At 62.4% G+C, this 24,758-nt stretch carries 22 protein-coding genes, 1 pseudogene and 1 riboswitch; of the genes and pseudogenes, 13 read left to right on the top strand and 10 right to left on the bottom strand.

All coding sequences use genetic code 11. The annotated features are described in order from the left end of the window. Positions 1–4 precede the first annotated feature (4 nt). The 3 genes from H9K75_RS12755 to H9K75_RS12745 all read right to left on the bottom strand — a co-directional run bounded on the left by H9K75_RS12755 (position 5) and on the right by H9K75_RS12745 (position 4,580). Complete coding sequence (locus tag H9K75_RS12755) at positions 5–976, bottom strand: tripartite tricarboxylate transporter substrate binding protein (protein ID WP_404826441.1); 972 nt, start codon at positions 974–976, stop codon at positions 5–7. Positions 977–1,194: 218 nt separating this feature from the next. Further along, entirely contained in the window at positions 1,195–3,063 is a 1,869-nt protein-coding gene (locus H9K75_RS12750; RefSeq protein ID WP_187722962.1) for an alpha/beta hydrolase family protein, read from the bottom strand. Between the two features lie 272 nt (positions 3,064–3,335). After that, positions 3,336–4,580 carry an MFS transporter gene (locus tag H9K75_RS12745; protein WP_187722961.1) on the bottom strand — a complete coding sequence of 415 codons (1,245 nt, stop codon included), beginning with the start codon at positions 4,578–4,580 and terminating at the stop codon, positions 3,336–3,338. Between the two features lie 132 nt (positions 4,581–4,712). On the opposite strand from H9K75_RS12745, the gene H9K75_RS12740 reads away from it, so the two are divergent. The 4 genes from H9K75_RS12740 (at position 4,713) to H9K75_RS24795 (ending at position 7,074) form a co-directional block, all read left to right on the top strand. Further along, positions 4,713–5,507 carry an AraC family transcriptional regulator gene (locus tag H9K75_RS12740; RefSeq protein WP_187722960.1) on the top strand — a complete coding sequence of 265 codons (795 nt, stop codon included), beginning with the start codon at positions 4,713–4,715 and terminating at the stop codon, positions 5,505–5,507. A gap of 138 nt (positions 5,508–5,645) precedes the next feature. Beyond that, positions 5,646–6,047 carry a DUF6088 family protein gene (locus tag H9K75_RS12735; RefSeq protein ID WP_187722959.1) on the top strand — a complete coding sequence of 134 codons (402 nt, stop codon included), beginning with the start codon at positions 5,646–5,648 and terminating at the stop codon, positions 6,045–6,047. A gap of 2 nt (positions 6,048–6,049) precedes the next feature. Further along, positions 6,050–6,598, top strand: coding sequence for a nucleotidyl transferase AbiEii/AbiGii toxin family protein (locus H9K75_RS24800; protein ID WP_264293789.1), 549 nt, complete (start codon positions 6,050–6,052; stop codon positions 6,596–6,598). Then, the gene (locus tag H9K75_RS24795) at positions 6,592–7,074 is read left to right on the top strand and encodes a nucleotidyl transferase AbiEii/AbiGii toxin family protein (protein WP_319016820.1); all 483 of its coding nucleotides are present in this window, start codon (positions 6,592–6,594) and stop codon (positions 7,072–7,074) included. The genes H9K75_RS24800 and H9K75_RS24795 overlap by 7 nt, the downstream gene beginning before the upstream one ends. A gap of 46 nt (positions 7,075–7,120) precedes the next feature. Here the strand turns inward: H9K75_RS24795 and H9K75_RS12725 are convergent, their stop codons facing one another. The 5 genes from H9K75_RS12725 to H9K75_RS12705 form a co-directional block, all read right to left on the bottom strand. Further along, entirely contained in the window at positions 7,121–8,425 is a 1,305-nt protein-coding gene (locus H9K75_RS12725; RefSeq protein ID WP_187722958.1) for a Glu/Leu/Phe/Val family dehydrogenase, read from the bottom strand. A gap of 161 nt (positions 8,426–8,586) precedes the next feature. Next, positions 8,587–9,483: a PPK2 family polyphosphate kinase gene (locus H9K75_RS12720; RefSeq protein WP_187722957.1), complete on the bottom strand. Its 897-nt coding sequence runs from the start codon at positions 9,481–9,483 to the stop codon at positions 8,587–8,589. Positions 9,484–9,615: 132 nt separating this feature from the next. Further along, a complete protein-coding gene (locus tag H9K75_RS12715) occupies positions 9,616–10,449 on the bottom strand; it encodes a Bug family tripartite tricarboxylate transporter substrate binding protein (RefSeq protein ID WP_226858134.1) in 834 nt (277 codons plus the stop codon). A gap of 260 nt (positions 10,450–10,709) precedes the next feature. Beyond that, positions 10,710–11,321 (bottom strand): hypothetical protein, encoded by a 612-nt coding sequence (locus H9K75_RS12710; RefSeq protein WP_187722955.1) that lies wholly within the window; start codon positions 11,319–11,321, stop codon positions 10,710–10,712. Positions 11,322–11,440: 119 nt separating this feature from the next. Further along, positions 11,441–12,148, bottom strand: coding sequence for a hypothetical protein (locus H9K75_RS12705; RefSeq protein ID WP_187722954.1), 708 nt, complete (start codon positions 12,146–12,148; stop codon positions 11,441–11,443). Positions 12,149–12,396: 248 nt separating this feature from the next. Between H9K75_RS12705 and H9K75_RS12700 the strand changes: the two genes are divergently transcribed. Then, a complete protein-coding gene (locus H9K75_RS12700) occupies positions 12,397–13,197 on the top strand; it encodes a fumarylacetoacetate hydrolase family protein (protein ID WP_187722953.1) in 801 nt (266 codons plus the stop codon). A 139-nt stretch (positions 13,198–13,336) separates the two neighbouring features. Here the strand turns inward: H9K75_RS12700 and H9K75_RS12695 are convergent, their stop codons facing one another. Beyond that, positions 13,337–14,275 carry a LysR family transcriptional regulator gene (locus tag H9K75_RS12695; protein ID WP_187722952.1) on the bottom strand — a complete coding sequence of 313 codons (939 nt, stop codon included), beginning with the start codon at positions 14,273–14,275 and terminating at the stop codon, positions 13,337–13,339. A gap of 74 nt (positions 14,276–14,349) precedes the next feature. Here H9K75_RS12695 and H9K75_RS12690 point away from each other — a divergent pair, with 74 nt between their 5' ends. The 8 genes and pseudogenes from H9K75_RS12690 to metH all read left to right on the top strand — a co-directional run bounded on the left by H9K75_RS12690 (position 14,350) and on the right by metH (position 24,295). Continuing rightward, complete coding sequence (locus H9K75_RS12690) at positions 14,350–14,820, top strand: PACE efflux transporter (protein WP_187722951.1); 471 nt, start codon at positions 14,350–14,352, stop codon at positions 14,818–14,820. A 235-nt stretch (positions 14,821–15,055) separates the two neighbouring features. After that, on the top strand, positions 15,056–15,211 hold the full coding sequence (locus H9K75_RS25180; protein WP_319016819.1) for a hypothetical protein: 156 nt from the start codon (positions 15,056–15,058) through the stop codon (positions 15,209–15,211). Then, entirely contained in the window at positions 15,208–15,900 is a 693-nt protein-coding gene (locus H9K75_RS12685; protein ID WP_319016818.1) for a hypothetical protein, read from the top strand. Before H9K75_RS25180 ends, H9K75_RS12685 begins: the two co-directional genes overlap by 4 nt. 281 nt (positions 15,901–16,181) lie before the next feature. Then, a complete protein-coding gene (locus tag H9K75_RS12680) occupies positions 16,182–19,568 on the top strand; it encodes a toll/interleukin-1 receptor domain-containing protein (RefSeq protein ID WP_187722950.1) in 3,387 nt (1,128 codons plus the stop codon). 28 nt (positions 19,569–19,596) lie between these two features. Continuing rightward, complete coding sequence (locus H9K75_RS12675) at positions 19,597–20,385, top strand: NAD-binding protein (RefSeq protein ID WP_187722949.1); 789 nt, start codon at positions 19,597–19,599, stop codon at positions 20,383–20,385. Continuing rightward, on the top strand, positions 20,382–21,197 hold the full coding sequence (locus H9K75_RS12670) for a hypothetical protein (RefSeq protein ID WP_187722948.1): 816 nt from the start codon (positions 20,382–20,384) through the stop codon (positions 21,195–21,197). Before H9K75_RS12675 ends, H9K75_RS12670 begins: the two co-directional genes overlap by 4 nt. Further along, positions 21,179–21,322, top strand: a complete 144-nt coding sequence (locus tag H9K75_RS12665; protein WP_187722947.1) for a hypothetical protein — start codon at positions 21,179–21,181, stop codon at positions 21,320–21,322. Before H9K75_RS12670 ends, H9K75_RS12665 begins: the two co-directional genes overlap by 19 nt. Before the next feature lie 26 nt (positions 21,323–21,348). After that, a riboswitch (S-adenosyl-L-homocysteine riboswitch) is annotated at positions 21,349–21,486 on the top strand. 92 nt (positions 21,487–21,578) lie between these two features. Further along, positions 21,579–24,295, top strand: a pseudogene (gene metH, locus H9K75_RS12660) (methionine synthase). 12 nt (positions 24,296–24,307) lie between these two features. Here the strand turns inward: metH and H9K75_RS12655 are convergent. Then, on the bottom strand, positions 24,308–24,610 hold the full coding sequence (locus tag H9K75_RS12655) for a hypothetical protein (RefSeq protein ID WP_187722946.1): 303 nt from the start codon (positions 24,608–24,610) through the stop codon (positions 24,308–24,310). Positions 24,611–24,758: the final 148 nt, after the last annotated feature.

The following is a 24,758-nucleotide window of genomic DNA, read 5'->3' as shown; positions in this document are numbered from 1 at the left end:
GGCCCTAGTCCACGCGCGCCCCGGTTGCCTTCACCACCTGTCCCCAGCGCGTGATTTCGCGGTCGATGTGCGCCTGCAGCGCTTGCGGTGTCGAGCCGACGGGCTCATAGCCGCTGGCTGAGAGTTGAGACAGCAACTGCGGTTGTTTGAGCGCCCGGGCGATCTCGTCGCTCAGTTTCTGGCGAAGGTCGGCGGGTGTCTCGGCGGGCGCGATGATCGCGTACCAGCCGGTCACATCGAAATGTGCCAGGCCCTGCTCGCGGATCGTGGGCACGTCGGGGGCGAGTGGCGAGCGTGTGGCGCTCGTCACGGCCAGTGCGTGCATGCGTCCGTCGCGTATGTGGGGCATCGAGGTGGAGATGCTGTCGAACGTGAGATCGATGTCGCTTGCAAGCATCGCAGTCACGACGCCGGCGCTGCCCTTGTAGGGCACGTGCGTCATGCGCACTCCCGCTTCGCTCGCGAACAGTTCTGCGGCGAGGTGGCCGGTGTTGCCGTTGCCCGCCGAGCCGAATGTGAGCGTGCCGGGGCTGGCCTTGGCCGCGCTGATCAGTTCGGCGATGTTTTTTGCGGGTAGCTTCTTGCTGGCGGCAACAATCATCGGCAGGTTCGCGACCAGCGACACGGGCGCAAAGTCCTTGCGCGTGTCGTAGGGCAGCTTGGGGTACAGGCTCGCGTTGATGGCGTGCGCGGCCAGCACCATGAGGATGGTGTAGCCATCGGGCCTGGCGCGCGCCACATATTGCGATGCGAGTGTTCCACCCGCGCCGGGCTTGTACTCCAGCACCACGGATTGGCCCAGTTGCTGCTGCAATTGCACGGCCAGCGGACGCGCCAACAGGTCGGCGCTGCCACCGGGTGGATAGGGAATCACGAGCTGGATCGGCTTGCCCGGCCACGCAGGCTCGGCATGCACGCGCGGCGCGAAGCTCGCAAGCAGCGCATATGCGCCGAGCGTCGCTGCGCAGAGCAGCATCTGGCGGCGCGGGCGCGCGATGACCTTGAGTTGACGAGTCATGAAGGAGTCTCCTTTGCATGGTCTTGCACATGCCCGTCACGCAGCAGCATTGCGGCACCGACGACACTTGCCACGGTAGGTCATCGGTGGGCGCAAGGCATCAGGGTTTCATGGAGAGCCGCTTCGTGATTGGTCAACAGCATCTTTGTCGTCCATGAAGTACGGCGCACGCCCTCTCATGCATGCGCGGCTCGGGGCCTCAGATGCTGCGCGAGGAATTTTTCCATCGCCTCGTAGAACTCGAACTTGTTTTCATCGTTGTGAAAACCGTGGCCCTCGTTGTCCTTGACCATGTATTCCACCTCGACGCCGCGCGCCTTCAAAGCCGCCACCACCTGATCGCTCTCTGCCTTGTTCACGCGCGGGTCCTGCGCGCCCTGGGCGATGAAGAGCGGCGTGGTGATGCGGTCGGCGAGCAGCGCGGGTGACGTAGCTTCGAGCCGCGCCTTGTCCTTGTCCGGGTCGCCCACCATGGCCTGCATCTTCTCGAGCATGGGCTTCCAGTAGGGCGGAATGGTGCCGAGAAAAGTGAACAGATTGGACACGCCCACATAGTCCACCGCAGCCGCATAGAGGTCGGGCGTGAGCGTCACGCCCGCGAGCGTCGCGTAACCGCCGTAGCTTGCGCCATAGATCGCGATGCGCGCGGGATCGGCAATGCCCTGGTCGATGAGCCATTGCACGCCGTCGGTGATGTCGTCCTGCATGCTGAGGCCCCATTGGCCGAAGCTCGCCTCCCAGAACGCGCGGCCATAGCCCGTGGAGCCGCGAAAATTCATTTGCAGCACCGCATAGCCCCGGTTGGCGAGGAACTGCACCTCGGGGCTGAAGCCCCAACTGTCGCGTGCCCACGGGCCGCCATGCGGGTTGATCACCACGGGCAGCTTTTCGCCGGGCTTGCGATCCTTGGGCAGCGTGAGATAGCCGTGAATCGTGAGTCCGTCGCGGCTGGTGTATTGGACGGGCTGCATCGGCGCCATGTCGGCTTCGGCGATGGCTGGGTTCATCTCACCGAGCAGCGTGAGCGCATCACGCCGGGCGTCGTACAGATAGCGCTTGCCGGGAGTGCGATCATTGACCGCCGCGACCACGAACACATCTTCGTTCTTGTTGCTGGCCTGCAGATGTACCTCGTAGCCGGGCAATTGCTTTTGCAGCTTTGCGTGGATGTCGCGCGTTTCGTCGTCGAAGAAATGCAGGTGCAGCCGGTCGGTCTGGTAGCTCGCAGCCGTCAGCACTTTGCGCTTGTGCGAATAGCCCACGCCATCGAGATCGACCTCATCGCGCGCGTAGATCACCTGTTCGTCGTTGGGCCGGGCTGGATCGACGCGCACGAACGCGAGCTTGTCGCGCCCGCGCGCGCTGTAGAGGTACAGACTCCGGTTGTCGAAATCAAAGAACGCGGGGCCGACGTTCACGCGAAAATCGGTCTCGATGATCGGGCGAAACGCTTGCGATTCGTCGTCGCGATACAGCACCACGCTCATCAGTCCATCGCTCGCGACGGCGGCGCGCAGCTTGCCACGGTGATCGGTCTGCCAGCCGACGATGTTGCCCGGATTCTCGGCCACGCGCTCGGCAGCGCCGGTGTGGATGTTCACGCGATAGACGTCGAACACTTCCGCATTGCGCTGATTGTGGCCGATGAGCACGTGGTCCGCGTCGTCCTCCATGTCGTCCTCGATGCTGGCGCGCACCTTGTCCCACGGCGTGAGGTCCTGCACGGCACCGGTGCGCGTGTTCACGGCAAGCACATGGAAATTCTCGTCGCCGCCGAAGTCCTTGGAAAACAGAACCACCTCGTTGCCCTTGAACACATAGCCCGCGAGATCGCGTTCGGTCTCATGCGTAAGCTGCCGGGGCTCGCCGAGCAACTTTTCACCATCGAGCTGCTGCACGAACAGGTTCATGCGACGCGCCTCGCCCGTGGGCTGCATGAAGCCCAGCGTCTTGCCATCGTCGGATAACCGGTAGTAGCCGCGCTCGGGATTCTTGAAGAAATCGCGCAGCGGGTACTGGCGCGGGGTCTGCTGGGTGTCGGTCATGGGTTGCGGTCCTTCGTCTTTTTCTACGTGGCGCGATGCATCACACGCGTTCGAAGCGACGTAGATGGGTGCGGCGGGGCCTGTTTTCAAGTACGGATGGCGTGCTGCGACGCCTTGTCTCAGGTGGCACGATGCGATGATTTTCACAATGGATCATCTCGACACAGGACCGCCATGACTGACAACGCGCCCGATTTCGCCGTGATCGCATTCCATCCCGGACCGCACGACTCGATCCCCGTGCGTTGGATGAACAGGCCCTCGGGCCCTGGCTACTTTTTCGCCGCACTCCGGGGCAGCAGAATCGTCACCACGCCGAGCAGCGGCAGGTAGGCGATGGCGTGGTAGACGAAGTCGATGCTGGTGCGGTCGGCCAGGATGCCGAGCACGGCCGCGCCGAGGCCGCCCATGCCGAACGCGAATCCGAAGAACAGACCCGAGACCATGCCCACCTTGCCGGGCATGAGTTCCTGAGCGTAGACCAGAATCGCCGAGAACGCCGAGGACAGCACCAGGCCGATGACGATGGTGAATGCGGTGGTCCAGAACAGGTCGGCGTGCGGCAGCATCAGCGCGAACGGTGCCACGCCGAGGATCGACGCCCAGATCACCGGCTTGCGCCCGATACGGTCGCCGATGGGGCCACCCAGCACGGTGCCCACGGCCGACGCAAACAGAAAATAGAACAAATGCATCTGCGCGCCTTGCACCGACAGGCCGAACTTCTCGATCAGGTAGAAGGTGTAGAAGCTGCTCAGGCCCGCGATGTAGAAGTATTTGGAGAAGATCAGCACCAGCAGCACCGCAATCGCGCCCAGCACCACCTTGCGCGGATACGGCTGGGCAACGGGCGGGGCCTGCCTGCGCGCGCCCTGCGCCACATGGTGGGTTGCATACCAGCGGCTGACCTTGGTGAGCACGAAAATGCCCGCGAGCGCCGCCAGCGCAAACCACGCCACGCTGCGCTGGCCGAAGGGCACGATCACCAGCGCCGCCAGCAGCGGGCCAATGGCGGTGCCCGCATTGCCGCCGACCTGGAATACCGATTGCGCGAGGCCATGCTGTCCGCCTGAGGCCAGACGTGCGATGCGCGACGACTCGGGATGAAAGATCGACGAGCCCACGCCGACGAATGCAGCAGCGAGCAGCACCACGCCAAAGCTCGGCGCGAACGCGAGCAGGATTAGGCCAATCAGCGTGGACGTCATGCCGAACGGCAGCGAATACGGCAGCGGCTTCCTGTCGGTGAACAGCCCCACGAGCGGCTGCAGCAGCGAGGCGGTGAGCTGGTAGGTCAGCGTGATCAGGCCGATCTGCATGAACGACAGCGAGAACTCGCCCTTGAGAATCGGATACATCGCAAGAATCAGCGACTGCATCATGTCGTTGACCATGTGCGCGCCGCTGATCGATGCGAGCACGCCGAAGGCGGGCCGGGCTTTGGGAGGTGACGACGCCGTGATCGAAGGGGCTGTTGCCCCCGTGTCCAGCGTTGCTTCGGAAGTGGTTGTTGTCATGATTTTGCCGACGGTAGAACGACTACCCAACGAATCTGTGGGCACCGCGTGATGTGAACATGAGCCCAATTATTCGTGGATACTGATACGTCTGTCTCGCGCCATTCAGCCCATAAGCTTCGCAAAAAGGACATGAGCCCCCAACGCCATCCCAAACCGCTGCCCGAATCCCTCAAGGAGATCGAGGCCCTCAGCGCGCCCGTCAGTTGCCGCGCCACCGACTACCCCGCAGGCTGGTACATCCCGTCGCACGCACACAACAAGCACCAGCTCATCTATGCCGTGCGCGGCGTGATGGTGGTGACGACCGGAGGCGGCCAATGGGTTGTTCCGCCCACGCGCGGCATCTGGGTGCTGTCGGGCGTGATGCATGAAATCCGCTGTGTCGGCGAGGTGCACATGCGCAGCCTGCTGGTGCAGACCGATGCGGGGCCGCAACTGCTCGATGCGACGCAAGCCGTCGGCATCTCGCCGCTGCTGCGCGAGCTGATCCGCGCTGCGGAGGAGGTTGCGCAGCCCTACCAGAGCGGCACGCGCGACGGGCGGCTCATGCGGCTTGTGCTCGACGAATTGCGCGGCCTGCCCGTGCTGCCACTGCACCTGCATCTGCCCACCGACGCGCGGCTACTGCAAATCTGCGAGCATTTGCAGCGTCGGCTCGACGACGACTCCACACTCTCCGATTGGGCCGAGCGCCTCGCCATCGACGTGAAGACCATTCAGCGCCTGTTCACCAGGGAGACCGGCATGACCTTCGGCCAGTGGCGTCAACAGGCGCGGCTGCTGCGCGCACTCGAACTGCTGGCAAGCGGACAGAAGGTGATCGACGTGGCCCTCGCGCTGGGCTACGAAAGCCCGAGCGCCTTTGCCACCATGTTCAAGAAACAGTTCGGCCAGACGCCGAGCCAGTTTTTTGCGATGCAGTGATCTCGCGCGCTGCACGCAGGGACTTGCGACCTTCTGGTTTCTGGCAGGAGAATGAGCATGGCTTGAGCGAAAAAATCTTTCTTCTGTAATAACTTACGTGTCATGGCATACTGAGGTAAGCAAGCAGGAGCTGCAACCATGTACATCGTGAACCGACTCAAGCGTTCCCTGGCGAATCGCAACGCCGATGTATTCCTGCGCGCTGAGTTCGAATCCCTCGGCAGTCCGGCACAAATTAGCCGGGCACTGACGGAACTCCAGCACGAAGGCGTGCTCGTCAAGTTGGGGGTGGGCGTCTATGCAAAGGCAAAGCCGAGCGTGCTCAGTGGCAAGCCCATACCCGTAAAGCCCCTGGAAATCCTGGCGCCCGAGATCCTGAAGAAGTTGGGTGTCGAGGCCAGGCCGTCGCGTCAAGCTCGCGAGTACAACGCTGGGATCAGCACGCAGGTGCCTTCGGGCATTGTCATCAACACAGGCAAACGCCGCATCCAGCGAAAGCTGGGCTTCAACGGTAAGCTGGTTCAATACGAGCGCACGTGAGGGTGCTTACAGACGAACGGGCCGAACTGATCGAAGCACTGGTTGCTGAATCAAGCCTCGGCGGCATCACGATGTCGCTCCTTGAGAAGGACGAGCATCTGACCGATGCGCTGCGAGCGGTGTTTGCCTTGCAGTTCGAATGCGTGGAGTTCGTGTTCTGCGGCGGCACCAGCTTGTCGAAGGCCCACGGCCTGATTGAGCGTATGTCTGAGGATGCCGACCTCAAGGTTGTGCTGAATGACGCGGGGCGAGCGCTGAGCCGCACCAAGCTTCAACGCTACCTCGGTGACGAGGTTCGGGGACGGGTGGTGCAGGCCCTTTCCGACGTCGGCTTGGTCGAAGACCGTGATCGAGAGAGGGCGCTCAACGAGTACCGTTACATGCACTCGCAATGGTCCTACGAGCGTCGCTATCCAGTGAGCAACGGATTGCGACCGAATCTGCAACTGGAACTCACCCTGTGCACACCGGCGCTGCCAGTCAAGCGCGTTCCACTGTTCGCATTGGCTGATCGTTTAGCGGGCACCGAGGGCACCCCTTTGAGGTGTTGACGCTCTCTGTGGCCGAGACATTGGCTGAGAAGATCCTTTCGTTTCTGCGGAGGTTTGCCCAGCACCGTTCGGGCCAAACGCAGCGCGCATGGGATACCGCACTGGTACGACATATCTACGATGTGCATTGCATCGTCACACGCCAGCCAGAGCTTGTTGAAGTCGGTGCGCTGGCGTTCGGGCCATTGGTCGCGGGGACGTTACCGAGTTCGGCAAGCAGCAGCCGGACTTTGCCGAAAATCCAGGCAAGGTTCTGGAGAAGGCGCTCGCACAAGCAGGCGCGGACGGACAAATCCGCGCCGAATACGAAACGAATCTGCTGCCACTCGTGTATGGAAGCTTCAAGCCTCATTTCGATGAAGCCATTGCTTCATTCCAGAAGGTGGCGCGCCACCTTCTGGTCAAGTGAGCTGCGCCCTGTTCAGTGCCACGGTTTTGCGGCACCTCCCGAGCGTCTCGGGACGCCCGGGAGTTAGCCAGTACGGCAAGCCCTGGACAATGCGGTTGCTTGAAACCCGCAAATCAAGGATACAGACCGCGCATCTCGCGGGCGTGCAGGATGCGCTTGCAGGCCACGATGAAGGTGGCGGTGCGCAGCGTCACCTTGTGCTCCTGCGCCACGGCCCAGACGCCTGCGAAGGCTTCCTGCATGATGCGCACGAGGCGGGCGTTGATTTCGTCTTCGGTCCAGAAGAAGCTCGAGAAATCCTGCACCCATTCGAAGTACGAGACCGTCACGCCACCAGCGTTGGCGATCACGTCGGGCAGCACGAGCACGCCCTTGTCGTTCAGGATGTCGTCGGCCTCGGGCGTGGTGGGGCCGTTGGCGCCTTCGATCACCATCTTGGCCTTGATCTTGCCCGCGTTGTCCTTGTTGATCTGGCCTTCGAGCGCGGCGGGGATCAGGATGTCGCAGTTCACGCTCCAGAACGCCTCGTTCTCCATTTTCTCGGCACCGGCAAAACCGCCCACGCCGCCCTTCTTGGCGACATGTTCGAGCAGCGCCGCCACGTCCATGCCCTTGGCGTTGTGGATGGTGCCGGTGTGATCCTGCACGGCCACGACGAGTGCGCCGGCCTCCGCAAACAGCTTGCCTGCGGTGCCGCCCACGTTACCAAAACCCTGCACGGCGACCTTTGCGCCCTGAATGTTCAGGCCCGAGAGCTTGGCCGCCTCCACGCCGACGGTGTACACGCCGCGCCCGGTGGCTTCCACACGGCCCAGCGAACCGCCGAGATCGACCGGCTTGCCGGTGACCACGCCGGTCGATGTCGCGCCGGTGTTCATCGAGTAGGTGTCCATCATCCAGGCCATGATCTGGCCGTTGGTGTTCACGTCGGGCGCCGGGATATCCTTGGACGGGCCGATCATCATGCCGATTTCGCTGGTGTAGCGGCGTGTGAGGCGTTCGAGTTCACCCACGGAGAGCGTGCGCGGGTCGACGCGAATACCGCCCTTGGCACCGCCGTAGGGCACGTTGACAGCAGCGTTCTTGACGCTCATCCACGCCGAGAGTGCCATCACTTCCGACAGCGTCACGTCCTGGTGAAAACGCACGCCGCCCTTGCCCGGTCCACGGCTCAGGTTGTGCTGCACGCGGTAGCCCTCGTAGTGGGCGATGGTGCCGTTGTCGAGTTCGATGGGCACGTCCACGACCAGAATGCGCTTGGGGCGCTTGAGCGTCTCGACCCAGCGTGCGAGCGAGCCGAGATACGGCGTGACGCGATCCACCTGTTGCAGGTAGATGCCCCAGGGCCCGAGGTGATCGGGATTCAGGTACGAGGGAAGCGGATGGGAAGCAACGGGAGTGTCTTTGGTTTTGGACATGGATTTTGCCTTGCGTGAATTGTTGAATGGGTCACGACGAAACGCACTGTATTCCTGCCGATTTATCCTGTCCAAGGCCGCTCTGTATCGTTGTTATGCTTGAAACGCATAACCCCGTTGGTGATCCGCTTCGACCGCCTGCACGGTGTACGCGGAGATTCTTATTCCACCTTGAACTTCGCCAATTGTGGATCGCCTGCGGGAAACTTCAGCTTGAGGTTTTCCATCACTGCGCGGGTAATCGTGGCAATCATCAGGTTGCGGTGCGTCTTCGAGTCGGCCGGAACAATCGTCCACGGTGCCCAGGCTGTGTGCGTGGCCGGCAGCAGTTGCGCGTAGGCGCGCTGGTACTGATCCCACTGCTTGCGCACCTCGATGTCGCCCATCTCGAATTTCCAGTGCTTGGCCGGATCGTCGAGGCGCTCCTGAAGGCGCAGGCGCTGTTCTTCCTTGCTGATGTGCAGCATGAATTTGAGAATCACCGTGCCGGTATCGCTGAGCAGCTTCTCGAACTGATTGATGTGGTCGTAGCGCTGCTGTTGCTGCTCCGGCGTGATCCACTGGTTCACCACCGGCACCAGCACGTCCTCGTACTGGCTGCGGTTGAAGATGACGATCTCGCCCGCGCCCGGCACCTGTTGGTGAATGCGCCAGAGATAGTCATGCGCCCGCTCGAGTTCGGTCGGAGCCTTCCAGCTCACCGAGCGCACGCCGAGCGGGCTCATCTCGCCGAACACGCCGCGCGCCGTGCCGTCCTTGCCGGAAGTGTCCATGCCCTGCAGGATCACCAGCAGCTTGAAGCGGCGATCCGCATAGAACACCTGCTGCTGCAGATCGAGCTGATCGGCAATCTGCTCGATCAACAGCTTGTTGTCGGACTTGTCGCCCCTGGAAAACGGTTTCGCCGCGGGGTCGAAATCGCCAAGATCAAAAGTACCCGATGACTTGCCCTTGCCGTTCCTGGCGTCGCCCTTCGTATCGGGCTGCCACTTCTTCCACAACTCGCGTGTGTCTTTGTCTTCGATGTCGAACGGGTTGCTGGACTGCTGCTGGGCCATCGCGATTCCTGTTGTTGTGATGATGATGAGGGGGATGAGAAAAAAAGGGGTCGTCGAAACGGAAAGCCGACAGTATGCGCGAGCGCGCCGTCGTCATCTGTCGGAGACCGCCGCCAGCGAGACTGCATTCGGCTACGCCGTGATGTTCGCCTTCTTGATGATCTCGGCGTTGTTGCGGCTTTCCTGCTTGAGTAGCGCCGCAAACTCTGCCGCGCTCTGGCGCAGGCCCACGTTATCGGTGGCGCGCAGCGTGTCCCGGATGGCCTCCGTGGCCACCTGCTCCTGCACCACCTCGTTGAGCCGGTTGATGATCTGCGACGGCGTACCGGCCGGTGCCATGAAGCCAAACAGCGACGTGAGATTGGCCTCGGGAACGCCTTTTTCGGCCAGCGTCGCAACCGCCGGTTGATTGGGCGCGCGCTGCGGCCCGGTCGTTGCCAGCACGCGCAGCTTGCCCTGTTCGATCAGCGTGTTGATCGTGCCGAACGGGTTGCCCGTCATGACCTCGAACTGCCCGCCCACGGCATCGGTGATGGTCTGGCCCACACCCTTGTAGGGCACGTGGATGAACCTTGCGCCGGTTCGCACCTGAATCTGCTCGAGCATGATGTGCCCCACCGATCCCATGCCCGAGGTCGCGAAACGCACCGTGTCCGGCTTGGCCCTGGCCTGCGCGATCAGGTCTTCCCACGTCGATCCGTTGAAGGCCGACGTCGCCAGCACGTACACCGGCGAATACATCATCGGCGCCACGGCCACGATGTCCTTGTTCGCGTCATAGCCCAGCTTGTTCAGATGCGGCGAGAGCGTGAGCGGACTGATGGCACTGAGCGCCAGCGTATAGCCATCGGGCCTGGCCTTCGCCACTTCCAGCATGCCCACCGTGCCACCGGCACCACCCTTGTTTTCCACCACCATCGACTGGCCCAGCACCTTGGACATCTGCTCGATGAGCTTGCGTCCCACGGAGTCCGTAACACCGCCCGCAGCATATGGAATCACCACCCGAATAGGCCGCGCCTGAGGCCATGCATTTTCAGCGCTTATCGCCGTAGCGCTGAATAGCGCACCCGGCAACGCGATGGAGCCAGATTGGAGCAGAAAACTTCGTCGATCGAGCGGCATGGGCAGGTCTCCGGCTGGTTGTGAAGGTGAAGCGGACATCGTGCGGGGTTTAGGAGGGGGTGTCTATTCTGGATCGCCCGAAGGAGTGGCAATCGCCCTGGTCATTTCAAAGGCAGGCTGCCCAATCCCATTGAGTTGCCATGTCGATCCTTCATCTGAAGCGCGTCGTAGCTTCGATTGTTGGACTCTTGAAAAAAACGGGCAGTCCATTTTTCCGTTCCACGGACCCAGGAACAGTTGATGTGTGAATGCATGTCCCATGGGTATTCACCAGCCAACCGGTTGCAACGCACCAGGCCGTCGTCACTGACAACCGTCTCTCCGTCGATGGTGGTCAAATTCACCAATTTGGACTCGCGGCGGCCATTGGAGTCTGTCAGGAAGGTCATCCACCATTGACCCAGCAGGCCTTGAGGTGAAAGCGCAGCGGTTTCAAGAGACATTCGCACCATGCGTTTGGCAGGCTCACCGGGAATTTTGACCATCGCCAACAAGCGTTCGGTATCAAATCCATAGGGCTCCTGATTTTTGGAGAACCGAAACGAAATTTCTCCAGCCGAGTCCACCAGCGAGCCACTGGTCAACGGTCCTCCGAACGAGCGCCCTCCGGCAAATCGATTCAGCGCAAACCGGGCCGTAATCCCCTCATAGTCCGCGCTTCCCATGTGGAAAGTAGGAGAGCCGTCAGGCAAATAGTTGAAGACGGCAGCCATCGCAACACCGTTCTGAACATCAATGGCAAATCCCCGGCCTGGTTTGCCGGTTAACTCGTCTTCAACTATCCATGTACCGCTGCTTGGCGTTGTTACCCGTTCGCAGTTTCGCAAATCTGCTACATAGACATCTTGGGCAGATCCGCAGCCCGTAATCGTGGCTTCCTCGCCCCGACCAATGCAATGCCTTGCAGGGGAAAACGTCGAACGACGCCATTGCTCTCGAGATCGATCGTGCCGTATGCGTCGATATTTGCGATTTTCAGACGCACTGCACTGACTTCCGATAGCTCGTTGGTTCCAGGGTCGGCCAGTCTATGGCACGAAAATTCATCGGAGTCTGCGGTCTCTTCACAAGACAATCGATTCCAGATTCTTCCATCCCGCCGCGAGAGGGACATTTCCCAACCGCCTTTTCCGGTGCCGGAATGGCCGAAAATGCCGAGCTCCGCAAGAAAATTGGTTTGATAGGTAGGGTCGACGGGAGCAACCAGAAAGCTACGGATTTTCCTCTTGCCCCAATAGCGGCTTTTGTATTCAGCACTTCTCATTGAAAACCGTGAAATGGCCCGTTCGGGTTCTCCGGGAAATTGGACCGTTCCATCCAGTCCATGGGTAAACCTGAGCGTCACATCGCCGGGTGACCCGTTTTCAACCGCGTCTTTTGGCGGGCTGCCAAAGCTTCGGCCACCTTGATAACGTTTCAACGGCGCGGTCACCGTGTTGCCTTGCAATTGGCCGGTTGCGGTGTAGAAGGTCGCCTCGCCGTCCTTTTCGTAGCCGAACACCTGCATGAACAGTGTGTTGCCTTGCACATCAATTGCCATGCCCGTCCGGGCTTGCCGTCGAGCTCTTCGCTAATGGCCCAAATGCCGGCTTGGGGCGTAAAGTCACGCGCGGCCCAGCTAGCGACACAGCTTATAGCTGCAACTGACGCCATGACCGCAGATCGCAAAACTCGAATACTGAGTATGTGTGTCACTTATGCCTCCTTTTTATTTCAGTATAGTGCCCGGTTTTCCCATATTGGAAATCGGCACGATCTGCCCGCTGAACTCTCCCGCACAATGCCCGCATGAACATCCGCACCAACCACGACGAATCGCCGTTGGCAGCAGTCGCGCAGGCGCTTTGCGACGCACGTCTTGAACGCTCGACGACCGATGCCGGCGCGCATTTGAACGCTCTGCAAGCCGCCGACGATGCCTATGCCGTGCAACGCGCCGTCGCGACCCACGGCGCGTTGAAGCTGTTTGCAGATCGCGTGCCGCGTCACTGGAAATCCGGCGGCGCGAACCGGGATTCGGCGATCACGCATGCGCCGCTTCCCGATGCCGGTGTGTGGGCGTCGCCAGCAAATGCCGGTGCATGGCCGTTTCACGTTCGGCTGGTGGAGGCCGAGATCGCATTGCGCCTTGGCAGCGAGGTGACGGAGCCGCAGGCTTCGGCGCTGACGGCTGACTCCGCGCATGCGTTCATCGATGCGATGACCGTATCCATCGAGATCGTGGACACACGCTGGCAACAGCCGCTGGATGAGGTCCCTGCCTTGCTCAAGCTCGCCGACATGGGCGTGCACGGCGCGCTGGTGCTGGGCGATTGGGTGGCGTATCAACCCGGTCGCGACTGGGGCGCGCAGCGTTGCAGCATTCGCATTGGCGGTGCCGATGCCCTGATGTTCACCGGCACGCACAGCCTCGGCGATCCCGCATGGCTGCTTGTGGAGTGGTTGCGTGATGTGACTCGGTGGTTCGGTACGGTGCCCGCAGGAACCGTGGTCACCACCGGCAACTGGGTAGGCATGCTGACGGCGCGCGCAGGTGATCTGGTGCAGGCCGAATTCGACGGCATCGGCCGGGCGAGCCTACAGCTCTGAGCGCTGGTCTTCATCACAAGCGGCGGTGGTGCGGGCGCGCGACTCGGGCACAGGGCCGAGCAGCGCGTTGCCGATGTGCTTTGCTTTGCTTGCGGCGTTGCGTGAACAGGTCCTGGTCATTCCTTGCTCGTGCTCCCGTTCATTGCGACCTGTGCGTGGGCGGTTCCTGCGCGCGCCGTGCCTGCATCAGCGCGATGAAGCGCTGCGCGCCCAATCCCAGCGCCCGCTCGCGCGACCAGACCCAGTCCACGAACAGGGTAGTACCGTTGCTGAGGTTTTCCACCGGAATTTCCATCAGCAGGCCCGCCAGAATGTGCGATTCGACGAGGCTTCTGGGCAGCCAACCCCAGGCGAGGCCGGCGCTGATCAGCGACAGCGCAGCCTGATGGCTGTCGGTGCGCCAGAGCTGGCGCGAGAACACGAAGCGCAGGTCGGTCTGCTGCGGATCGCGACTGGCCACCAGCACCTGCCGCGTGCGCGCGAGCCTCGCGACGGTGAGCGTCGGGGCTGACGCAGCCGCCTTCGTGGCCAGCGCCTCAAGCCACGGCGCGAACTGCGGCGACATCACGGCCACCAGCGTTTCCTGCCCCATTTCCTGAAAATCCTCGCGCCCGTCGATGGCCGGGCGCTCGAACACCAGCGCCAGATGCGCCCGCCCGCTGTGCACCAGTTCGAGCGCATCGGTTTGCGGCGCGGCCAGCACTTCGACGATGAGCGAGGGGAATTCCGCAATCAGCGGCGTGAGCGCGTCGGCCCAGGTGGTGGAGAGCAGCTCGGGCGCGATGGCAAAGGTCAGGCGCTCCTCCAGACCCATCTGCAACGCCTCGGCCTGCCGGTTGAGCGCCGCGAGTTGCTGCGCCAGAAGCCGCGCCTGGGGCTCCAGCGCCAGCGCCGCCGCCGTGGGCCGGGGCTCGCGGGTGGAGCGGTCAAAGAGCAGCACATCGAGTTCGGCTTCGAGCAGGCCGATGGTCATGCTCACCGCCGAGGGCACGCGCGACAGCGAGCGCGCCGCCGCCGAGAACGAGCCCCTGTCGAGAACGGCGAGAAAGACCTGAACATTGTCGGAAGTGAATGCCATGGCAAACCAATCTATCAGCAAAACTGAAAGAATCTGACTTTTTATTTCAATCGAGTCGTCATAGACTCGCCCTTATGACTTCACAACAACAATCAACACAAGCCATAGGCCTGCAGGGTCCGAAGCGTCGCGTGATCTATGTGGCCCTTTATGAACTCATCGCGATTCTCGCCACCAGCGTGATGTTCATGGCCATCGGCCAAAGTGCCGGTCACTCGGGCGGCATGGCGATCGCGGCCTCGACCATCGCCATTGTCTGGAACGTGACCTTCAATTCGCTGTTCGAAAAATGGGAGTCGCGCCAGGCCGTGCGTGGGCGCTCCATCGCACGCCGCATTGCCCATGCGCTGGGTTTTGAGGGCGGTCTCGCCGTCGTGCTGATCCCGCTGATGGCCTGGTGGTTCGACGTAGGCCTGTGGGAGGCCACCGTGATGGAGGCCGGACTGCTGCTGTTTTTCCTTTGCTACACCTATGTGTTCAACTGGACGTTCGACCGGCTCTTCGGGCTGCCGGCATCGGCGCAGATGGTGCCTGTGAAGGCCTGAGGCCCAAGCCGACGCGAACTGGCCCGGCAAGCTCATCAAGGAACGCAACATCCGTCTGGACTGAGGCTGCGCTTCAGTCCGGCTCGCGGCATCTGCGCACGGGTGTTCGGGGGGCAACACAGAGTTTGCAATCGGTGGTTGTGCTGCGGTGTGTCACTTTCGTTTGCAAAAAAGTGATGGCCCCAGGCACATGTGATGAACGAAAAGCCGCCTTTGTCTTGGAGAATGCACCGCCATGAGGAGCAGCATTCGACCTTTTGCCCAGATGTTCAATGGCGTGATCGTCGGCGTGGCCGTGCTGGCGCTGGTGGGTTGCAGTACCGCCAGGACGGATCGCGGCGAGGTCAAGGGCATGGTGCCTCGGTCAGCGAGTGGCTTCAGTCGGACATGAACCGGGTGGCCAACGTCGGCATGCGCGACAACCTCAACGCATTGCTCAGGCTGGCCGACAAGCTGTACCGGCGCAATCCCGCCGAATGGAAGAAGGGCGGTTTTGCAAGCCGCGAAGATGCGCTCAAGGCGTTGAAGGCGGCCGTCGAGACACCGCCCCTGGCGAGCAGCCGTGACGGCAATGCCAATGCGGAAAGCAATCCCGAGCTGAAGGCCCCGCCGGACAAGGCAGAAGTCGCCCGGGCCACCGAGCAGGCCTGGCCGCCGCTCAAGGGCAAGCGCGATATCGAGGCCATGGATCTGGCCCTGTCCCCCGCATTCACCGGTGACCGTGTCGGCGCGTTCGTCTACGGCACGGCCGACATGCTGATCACCGCGCATGGCGGCAAGACCGAGTTCTATCTGATCGACGGCCAGGACGCCCAGAACATCTACAACGCCGCGCGCAACATCGAGATTGCCGCCTGGATGCTTGCGCACCGCAAGGGCGACAACGGCAAGCCACTGCTGCTGGCCGATGAAATCAACGCCAACGAACGCAACCTGAGCTACGAGCGCGAGTTCGGCAAGATCATTGCGCGGCTTGATCTGCTGGCCGCCGTGACCACCGAGAAATACCGCCGCGCGGTCATCGGTTACGCCCAGGGGCTGGTTGGCGGATCGTTCCTGCAGTTCCTGCCGGTGCGCTGACCGGGATCGACCGCAGGCGCGGTGATACGGCCACCGCTGCAAAGCGGTATGCAGGCGTTTGAGACTGCAACGATTTGCCACGCGCCGCCATACGGCCTCGGCCTTGAACGGGCTTGCGTTATGTAACTTTTCACGAGGCGCGGGCCGCTTTCGCGCTCACGCCTGCACACAATTTGCTCCGTGCGGGTTTTCCCGGCAGTGTTACACCCCCGTCTGCCATCACGCTGCGGCAGAGGATCCCCGGACGCGGCGGTATTTCAGCCTGGAGGGCACTGCTTCACATGACAGACAACGAACTTCCCGACACCTCCGGTGCGACAGACGAGTCGCCAGCCGCGCAGCCAAAGCGATATCGGGCGTTCATCAGCTACAGCCATTCGGACAACCGCGAGCAGGGCCGCAAATGGGCTGACTGGCTGCACCACAGCCTCGAGACGTACCAGATTCCCGCCGAGCTGATCGGCAAGCCGAATGCGCATGGACAGCCGATCCCCGCCCAGATCTTTCCGGTGTTCCAGGACGAGAAGGAGCTGTCGGCCAATTCCGATCTGAGCGCATCGCTCAAGGAGGCGCTTGACCATTCGGACTTCCTGGTGTTTCTCGCCTCGCCGCGATCGGCGCGCTCGGACTACGTTCAGGAAGAGCTGCGCCACTTCAAGCGCAACGGCAAGGGCAAACAGATCATCGCCATGATCCTGCGCGGCGAGCCCGCGTATGACGGAGTGCAAAGCGACGACCAGTGCTTCCCGGCGGTGTTGCGCCACGCGGTGGACGAGCAAGGCCAGATCATCGAGTCGCAGGCCGACGAGGCGCTGGCCGCCGATGTGCGCCTGCCGCATTCGCGCGACGAGGGATTCACCTCATCCGAAGCCTATCGCCAGCATTTGCAGGCGCAGAAGCTGCCCGCTGGCGAGATCAAGCAGCGCGTGCAGCAGTACGAGGAGCGACTGAATCTTGCCAAGCTCAAGATCATCGCGACGATCCTCGGCGTCTCGCTCGCCGATCTGACCAAGCGTGATCAGGCCTACCAGATCGAGCGCATGCGCCGCAGGCACCGCATCGTCGTCGGCGTTGCGGTCGGCATGGGCGGGCTCGCGGTAGCAGCGGCGTTTGCGGGCGTGATGGCGTGGCAGCAGAAGAATCGCGCGCAGCAGAATTTCGCGCTGACGCTCTACACCTCGGGCTTGAACCGGCTCGCGCAAAACGAGTATGGCGATCCTGCGGCCTACATCGCCGCGTCGGTGCGCCAGGGCAATGCCAACGCAACCGCATTTGCCGAGTCGATGCTGGCGACCAAGGAAGACCTGACGCCGCTGCCGAACATGAGCCCCGCCGATCTGGCGTTCAGCCCCGACGGGCATTACCTCGCGGGCCGTGCGCGCATCGGCACCAGCACGCTGCGCATGCAGATCTGGGACGTGCGCACTCACAAGCTGGTGGCCGATCTCAAGCAGCTCGACATGCAGCAGGGCATCGGCAAGCCGTATTTCGACCGTGACAACCGCCTCTACTTCACCGACGACAAGTTCCGCGTCGTGCGCTACGACATGGCCACCGGCGAGCATGAATTCATGGTGCCCAACCAGGCCGCCGAGCGACTGGTGCTGCAGGGCGTGAGCGTCGATGGAAAATGGCTCGGCCTGCGGCAACTGGGCACCAATCTGCAGATCGTGCGCGCCGGCCAGCCGGGCGCCAAGGCCTCGGTGCCTGCCAACCTCTCGCAGGTGGTGCAACTCGATTTCGCGCCCGATGGTTCCGCGGCCACGCTGTGCGCGGAGCGCGAGGACAAGAAGGGCGAATGCCTCATCGTGAAGCTGGGCAATCCGGACGCCGTCGAGACGCGCACGGTGCGGATCGGGTTTGCAAGCCCCAAGGTGAGTTTTGCCGAAGGCGGTGAAAAGCTGGTGTTCTGGCGCGGCTCCAATATCGAGCTATGGGACGGCGGCGACCCGCGCCCGCTGTCCACGGGCGGCAGCATCTACCAATGGGTGGCGTTCAATCCGGGCGCGAACACCCTGCTCGGCATGGGCGACTCCACGACCGACGTCTACCGCCTGCCCAACGGTGAGCGCGAAGAGTCGCACAAGTTGCCGCTCGGCGCGCTCAAGACCGTGTTGCCCGACAACTACGCAAGCGAAATGCGCTCGCCCGATCAGGCGCACTCGGTGGTGACGCGCAATGCACGCGCTTTTCTTTACCAGCAGGGGCCGACGCCGCAACTGGTGAACCAGCTCACGTTCGCGGCCGACACGCGGCGCATCGCGAGCGACCCGAATGGCAAGTATCTCTACGCGGTGCGCAAGGATTCGGGCGTCGTGTCGCGCACGAATATCGCCACCCGCGAGACCCAGGCCGATTTCATTCGCGAGCCGGAGACCATCACCAGTCTCAATACGCTGCGCTCGGGCGTGGTGGCGACCACGTCCGGAAAATACACGACGCGGCTCTACGACGCCGAGACCGGCAAGCAGATCGGCAGCGCAATCAGCACGCGTTCCCTGCCGATATTCAGCGCCGACGAAAAGCTCATGACGGGGCGCATGAGCGCCGACAGCATGGGCATCTGGCAGGTCACCGACGGCAAGCTCCTCAAGGAGTGGAAGCCCACGGAAGGCGAACTGCCGCCCTACGCGCTGGACCCGAGCTTCAAGCGCATGGCGCTGTCCGATGGCAAGGGCTTGCGCGTCATCGATCTGGAAACGCGCAAGCCACTGTTTGAAGACAAGGAGCAGCCCAGCTTCGGCAGGTTCAGCACCGATGGGCAATGGATGGCCACCTCCAACAAGGATGGCCGCCTGAGCGTATGGAACCTCGCGAGCGCGAAGAAGGCGCTGGACGTGCAGAGCATTGCATCGCCGATGCTGCGCTTCAGCCCCGATGGCAAGACCATGGTGGTATCGGAAGACGCGCGCAGGATGCGGCTGTGGAATCTGGAGTCCGGGCAGTCCGTGGGACAGGTCATTCCGGTCACCGCCAACGCGCAGTGGACCGAGTTCTCGCAGGACGGCCAACGCCTGTTCGTGCAGGACAACGTGACCGGTTCGCTCACGCCGTCGGTGAAGGTGATCGACAGTCACAACGGCAACCTGATCTCGATGCCGTTTGCGCGTGTGCTGCCCAACGAGTTGATGCTGTCGAGCAACGAGCAGCAACTGGTGACGGTGACCACCGCCGTCGATGCCATACAGGCGCAGATCTGGCAGGTGCCGGGCTCGATGCGCATGCCGCCCGAGCAACTGGCGAGTGACCTGGAGAGCTTCTACGGCCGCAAATACGATATGGAGACCGGCGCGATACAGTCGTTCGACCGCGCAGAGACCCATTCATCGTGGTTCTTCGCCGACCCGTACACGCGCACGTTGACACCGACTTCGAGCGTCACCGTGGCGGCGGACATCGCGCGCCAGTTGCCGCTTGCGAGCACGGCGCAGATGCAGTCGCTCGCGGCCATTTATCTGTACCACCCGCTCGCACGCGCAGGCATCGCCGAGTATCTGGCGCGCCAGGGCAAGCTGGGCGCGATGTCGCTGCAACTCGCGTCGGCCACGCAGATGCAGCTCGATAACGAGTCCGCACGTCTCGGCGCGAACAGCAGCGTCGCGACCGCCACGCGTGACTGGCTGGCCAAGACACGCGAGCATCTGGGCATGCCTGAAAGCGCTCGATGAGCGACGAAGCAGAAGGAATCCGGACAACATGAAATTGGGACGCAAGTTCACCAGCCTGTTCTGGGCCGCCGTCGTGGTGGCCATCATCGTGCTTACCTGGTTTGGTCTCGTGCGCGCCTATCCCGAAATCGGATCGGTGCGCTATTTCCCCGACCGGCTGTTTCGCCTCGTCAAGACCGTCATGGGCTCGGACCCTTCGGGCACCGCTCTGGAGAGCCCCGACGTGCCGTGGCAGCTCATCATCGCGAAACTGCTGGTGACGCTGGTGCTCATTCGCGGGCTGATGAAACTGGTGGGCGGCGTGTTTCGCGACAACGTCACGCAACTGCGCGTGATGCTCAAGAAGCGGCCCACGGTCATCGTCGGCGCGGGCAGGAAGGGCCGCAGCATAGCCGCAGACCTGCGCGAGACGCATCACGAAACGGGCGTGATCATTGAGCGCAATGCGGATTCCAGCGACATCGCCGCGCTGCGCCGCGCCGGACATCTGGTGATTTCCGGAGACGCGACCACGTCGTCCGTGCTCAAGAGCGCGGGCGCGCAGAAGGCGCGTCGCGTGATCTGTTTTGCACAGGAGCAGAAGACCGGCATTCAGGTCGCGGGGCTGGTGCGCGAGCTGTGGAGCGCGCGAAAGAACCTCGACCGCGAGACCTGCGACTGCCATGTCCATCTCGATAATCCGCAGCTCGTGGACCTGTTCCGCAGCCATGTGCAGGCGGAAATTCAGCCCGTGCGCGTGCACTTCTTCAACCTGCACAAAATGGTGGCGCGCAGCCTGTTCGACCGCTTTGCGCAGGAGCTTGCCCCGCGCTCATGAACGGCGCGGGGCGCGTGCGTGTCGATCTGATCGGTTTCGGGCAGGAGGCGCAGGCGATTCTGGTGCAGGGGCTGCGCGTGTTTCATCTCGGCTTGCCCGAGGGCGTGCAATGGCATGTGTGGGTGGTCGGCGGCGATCCTGGCGCGGCGCGCAAGACGCTGGCCGCGCGCCATCCCATGGCCGACCGCATCGCGGACATCCGCTTTCACGGTGCCGACGCGCACTACCGCGCGCTGGTGGATGAGGCCTTCGCATGCCCGTCCGACACACTGCACATCGTGATCTGCGCGCTGCCCGACGACGAGGCCAACATCAGCGCCGCCGCCGAGCTTCTGCAGGCCGCGCCGAATGCGCAATTTCCGGTGTTTGCGCGCTGCGCGGAGATCGACGGCCTTCCGGCATTGCTCGCGGGCACGCGTCCGCGTTTGCGGCTGTTCGGCAATCTCGCGGAATTCTGCACCGTGGAGATGATCTGCGGCGAGCAGCAGGACCAGCTCGCACGCGCCATTCACGCCGACTACCTCGCGCTGACGCAGGGCACCATGGCCGAAAGCGAGGCCTACAAGAACGACTGGGCGCAACTCAGCGAGGACGCACGCGATGCGAACCGCGCGCAGGCCGATCACATCCCGTACAAACTCATGGCGGTGCAGGGCGATGTGAGAAAGATCGATGACCAGCTGCTTGAATTCCTCGCGATGATCGAGCACGAACGCTGGGCCGCGCATCGCTTTTTGAACGGCTGGCGCTTTGGCCCGAGCGCGACGACGAGCGCAAGACCCACCCGTCGCTGGTGCACTGGAACGAGCTGAGCGAAGGTGAGCGCGAGAAGGACCGAGACGCGGTGCGGCGGCTGCCGCAACTGCTCGGCGTGACGGCGGGGCAGCCGCCTGCACAGCCCGTGGCGAGGGCATCTTCGCCCGACGTGCAGGCCTGACGGCCTTGCCTTAAAATCGTGCGCTTCGCCCCAAGGAGCGCTGCAGCAGGCCACCAGCAAGGAATCGGTTCGTGATTTCAGGTGGCCGGTCAGGCTTGGGGTGGGTGCCAGCACGCTTTTTGGCAGTGTTCCGGCCCGCACGATGACAACGGCGCTCACCTGTTTTTCAGATTTTCTGTTTGCTGCTTTTGCACAGGTGAGCTTGATGTCCGCTACTCCCACTTCTCCTTCCCCGGCTGCCGAGGCCGTCGAGCCGATGCGCCTTTCGGGCCTTGAGCCGGTTTTCATCGGCGAGGGTTCGCTGTTCGTGAACGTGGGCGAGCGTACCAACGTGACGGGCTCCAAGGCGTTCGCGCGCATGATCCTCAACGAGCAGTATGAAGAGGCGCTGGCCGTCGCGCGCCAGCAGGTAGAGAACGGCGCCCAGGTCATCGATGTGAACATGGACGAGGCCATGCTCGACAGCAAGGCCGCGATGGTGCGTTTTCTGAACCTGATTGCCTCCGAGCCCGACATCGCCAAGGTTCCGGTGATGGTCGATTCATCGAAGTGGGAGGTGATCGAGGCGGGCCTGCGCTGCATCCAGGGCAAGGGCATCGTCAATTCGATTTCCATGAAGGAAGGCGTCGAGCAGTTCAAGCAACAGGCCAAGCTCGTCAAGCGTTACGGCGCGGCGGCGGTGGTGATGGCATTCGATGAAAAGGGCCAGGCAGATACCTTCGCGCGCAAGACGGAAATCTGCGAGCGCGCCTACCGTGTGCTGGTGGATGAGGTGGGCTTCGCGCCCGAAGACATCATCTTTGATCCGAACATTTTCGCCGTGGCAACCGGCATCGAGGAACACAACAACTACGCCGTCGATTTCATCGAGGCCACGCAGTGGATCAAGCAGCATTTGCCGGGCGCCAAGGTGAGCGGTGGTGTCTCGAACGTGAGCTTCTCGTTCCGTGGCAACGACCCGGTGCGCGAGGCGATCCACACCGTGTTTCTCTACCACGCGATCAAGGCCGGCATGGACATGGGCATCGTCAACGCCGGCATGGTGGGCGTGTATGACGACCTCGAGCCCGAGCTGCGCGAGCGCGTGGAGGACGTGGTCCTGAATCGCCGTTCCGATGCGGCCGAGCGCCTGCTAGAAATCGCCGAAACCGCCAAGGGCGCAGCCAAGGACGACAGCAAGAAGCTCGAGTGGCGCGGCACGCCCGATCATCCCAAAACCGTGGGCGAGCGCCTGTCGCATGCGCTGGTGCACGGCATCACGGACTTCATCGTCGATGACACGGAAGAGGCCTATCAGCAGATCGTCGTGAAGGGCGGTGGCCGTCCGCTGCACGTGATCGAAGGCCCGTTGATGGACGGCATGAACATCGTCGGCGACCTGTTCGGCGCGGGCAAGATGTTCCTGCCGCAGGTGGTGAAGTCCGCGCGCGTGATGAAGCAGGCCGTCGCGCATCTCGTGCCCTACATCGAAGAAGAAAAGCGCCAGCAGGAAGCCGCGGGGCTCGACGTGTCGAGCAAGGGCAAGATCGTGATCGCCACGGTGAAGGGCGACGTGCACGACATCGGCAAGAACATCGTGACCGTGGTGCTTCAGTGCAATAACTTCGAAGTCATCAACATGGGCGTGATGGTGCCCTGCCACGAAATTCTCGCGCGCGCCAAGGCCGAACGTGCGGACATCATCGGCCTGTCGGGCCTGATCACGCCGAGCCTCGAAGAGATGCAGTACGTGGCGGGCGAGATGGACAAGGACGACTATTTCCGCATCAAGAAGATTCCGCTGCTGATCGGCGGCGCAACCTGCTCACGCGTGCACACCGCGGTGAAGATCGCGCCCAAGTACGAAGGCCCCGTGGTCTATGTTCCCGACGCCTCGCGCAGCGTGAGCGTGGCCCAGAGCCTGCTTGGCGAGAACAAGGAGAAATACGTCACCGAGATGCTGGCCGACTACGACAAGGTACGCACGCAGCACGCCAACAAGAAGAAGGTGCCGTTGTGGACGCTGGACAAGGCCCGTGCCAATGCCACGCCCGTCGATTTCGCGCGGTTTCAGCCGGTGCATCCGCGCGCCATGGGCCGCCGCGTGTTCAAGAATTTCGATCTCGCGGAAATCGCCGGATACATCGACTGGGGCCCGTACTTCCAGACCTGGGATCTTGCGGGGGCTATCCCGCCATCCTCGACGACGAGATCGTCGGCACCGAAGCGCGCAAGGTGTTGGCCGATGCAAAGGCCATGCTCAAGAAAATTGTCGAAGGCCGCTGGTTGCAGGCCAACGGCGTGATGGGCCTGTTCCCCGCGAATCGTGTCGGTGACGACATCGAGTTCTACACCGACGACTCGCGCAGCCAGGTGCTGATGACCTGGTACGGCATGCGCCAGCAGACCGAGAAGCAGGAGATCGAAGGCGTGATGCGCCCAAGCCGCTGCCTGTCGGATTTCGTGGCCACGAAGGAATCGGGCATCAAGGATTACGCCGGCCTGTTCGCCGTGACCGCCGGCATCGGTGCCGACAGGAAGGACAAGGAATTCCAGGACGCGCTCGACGACTACTCCGGCATCATGTTCAAGGCGCTGGCCGACCGCCTCGCCGAAGCCTTTGCAGAATGCCTGCACCAGCGTGTCCGCAAGGACCTGTGGGGCTACGCGGCCGACGAGAACCTGAGCAACGCCGAGCTCATCAAGGAGCAATACAAAGGCATCCGCCCCGCACCGGGCTACCCCGCGTGCCCGGACCACACCGCAAAGATCGATCTGTTCAAGGTGCTGGACGCGGGCGACATCGGCATGCAGCTCACCGAAAGCATGGCGATGTTCCCCGCGTCCAGCGTGAGCGGCTTCTACCTGGGCCACCCCGATTCCACCTATTTCAACGTGGGGCAGATCGGCGAGGATCAGTTGGAAGACATGGCGAAGCGGCGTGGCATGGATGTGGAAGTGCTGCGCAGGGTGCTGGCGCCGAATTTGGGGTGATGAAATGGCGGGTCAGCCATGGCGGTCGTTCTTTTGAGGTGCGGGCGTTGTTGAATCGACCGAGCATTTTTCTTGCCGCGCGGGCGTTGCTGCAACGGTGCGTTGGTGCCCGTAGGGCTCCAAACTGTCATAGTGGAGTTCAAGCCCTATATGTTTGCGCTGAACACTTACCTCGTCCGCAAGGAAGTATTGAGAAAGGTGATCAGTAAGAGATTGAGACTCAATGTCCGGCGCAAGAAGCGAGAAACCAGATGCCTGCGAACGTGCGTCAATCTCAATGACCACATGGTGGCAGAACCAAGAGATCATTTCCAAAAAGACGAAAGCCTCGCATTGCGAGGCTTTCCATTTGGTGCACCTTTATGCTTGTTAGCGTCCAGAGCACATATCCCAGTGAATTGGTGAGCTGAATTGTACCTGCTTTTTTCCTCGCTCATCAAGCATCACCGAAATTGAATCCGGT

This window comes from Diaphorobacter aerolatus (genome assembly GCF_014489535.1).
Lineage (GTDB): Bacteria > Pseudomonadota > Gammaproteobacteria > Burkholderiales > Burkholderiaceae_C > Diaphorobacter_A > Diaphorobacter_A aerolatus.
This window is presented reverse-complemented; position numbering and strand designations above follow the sequence as displayed.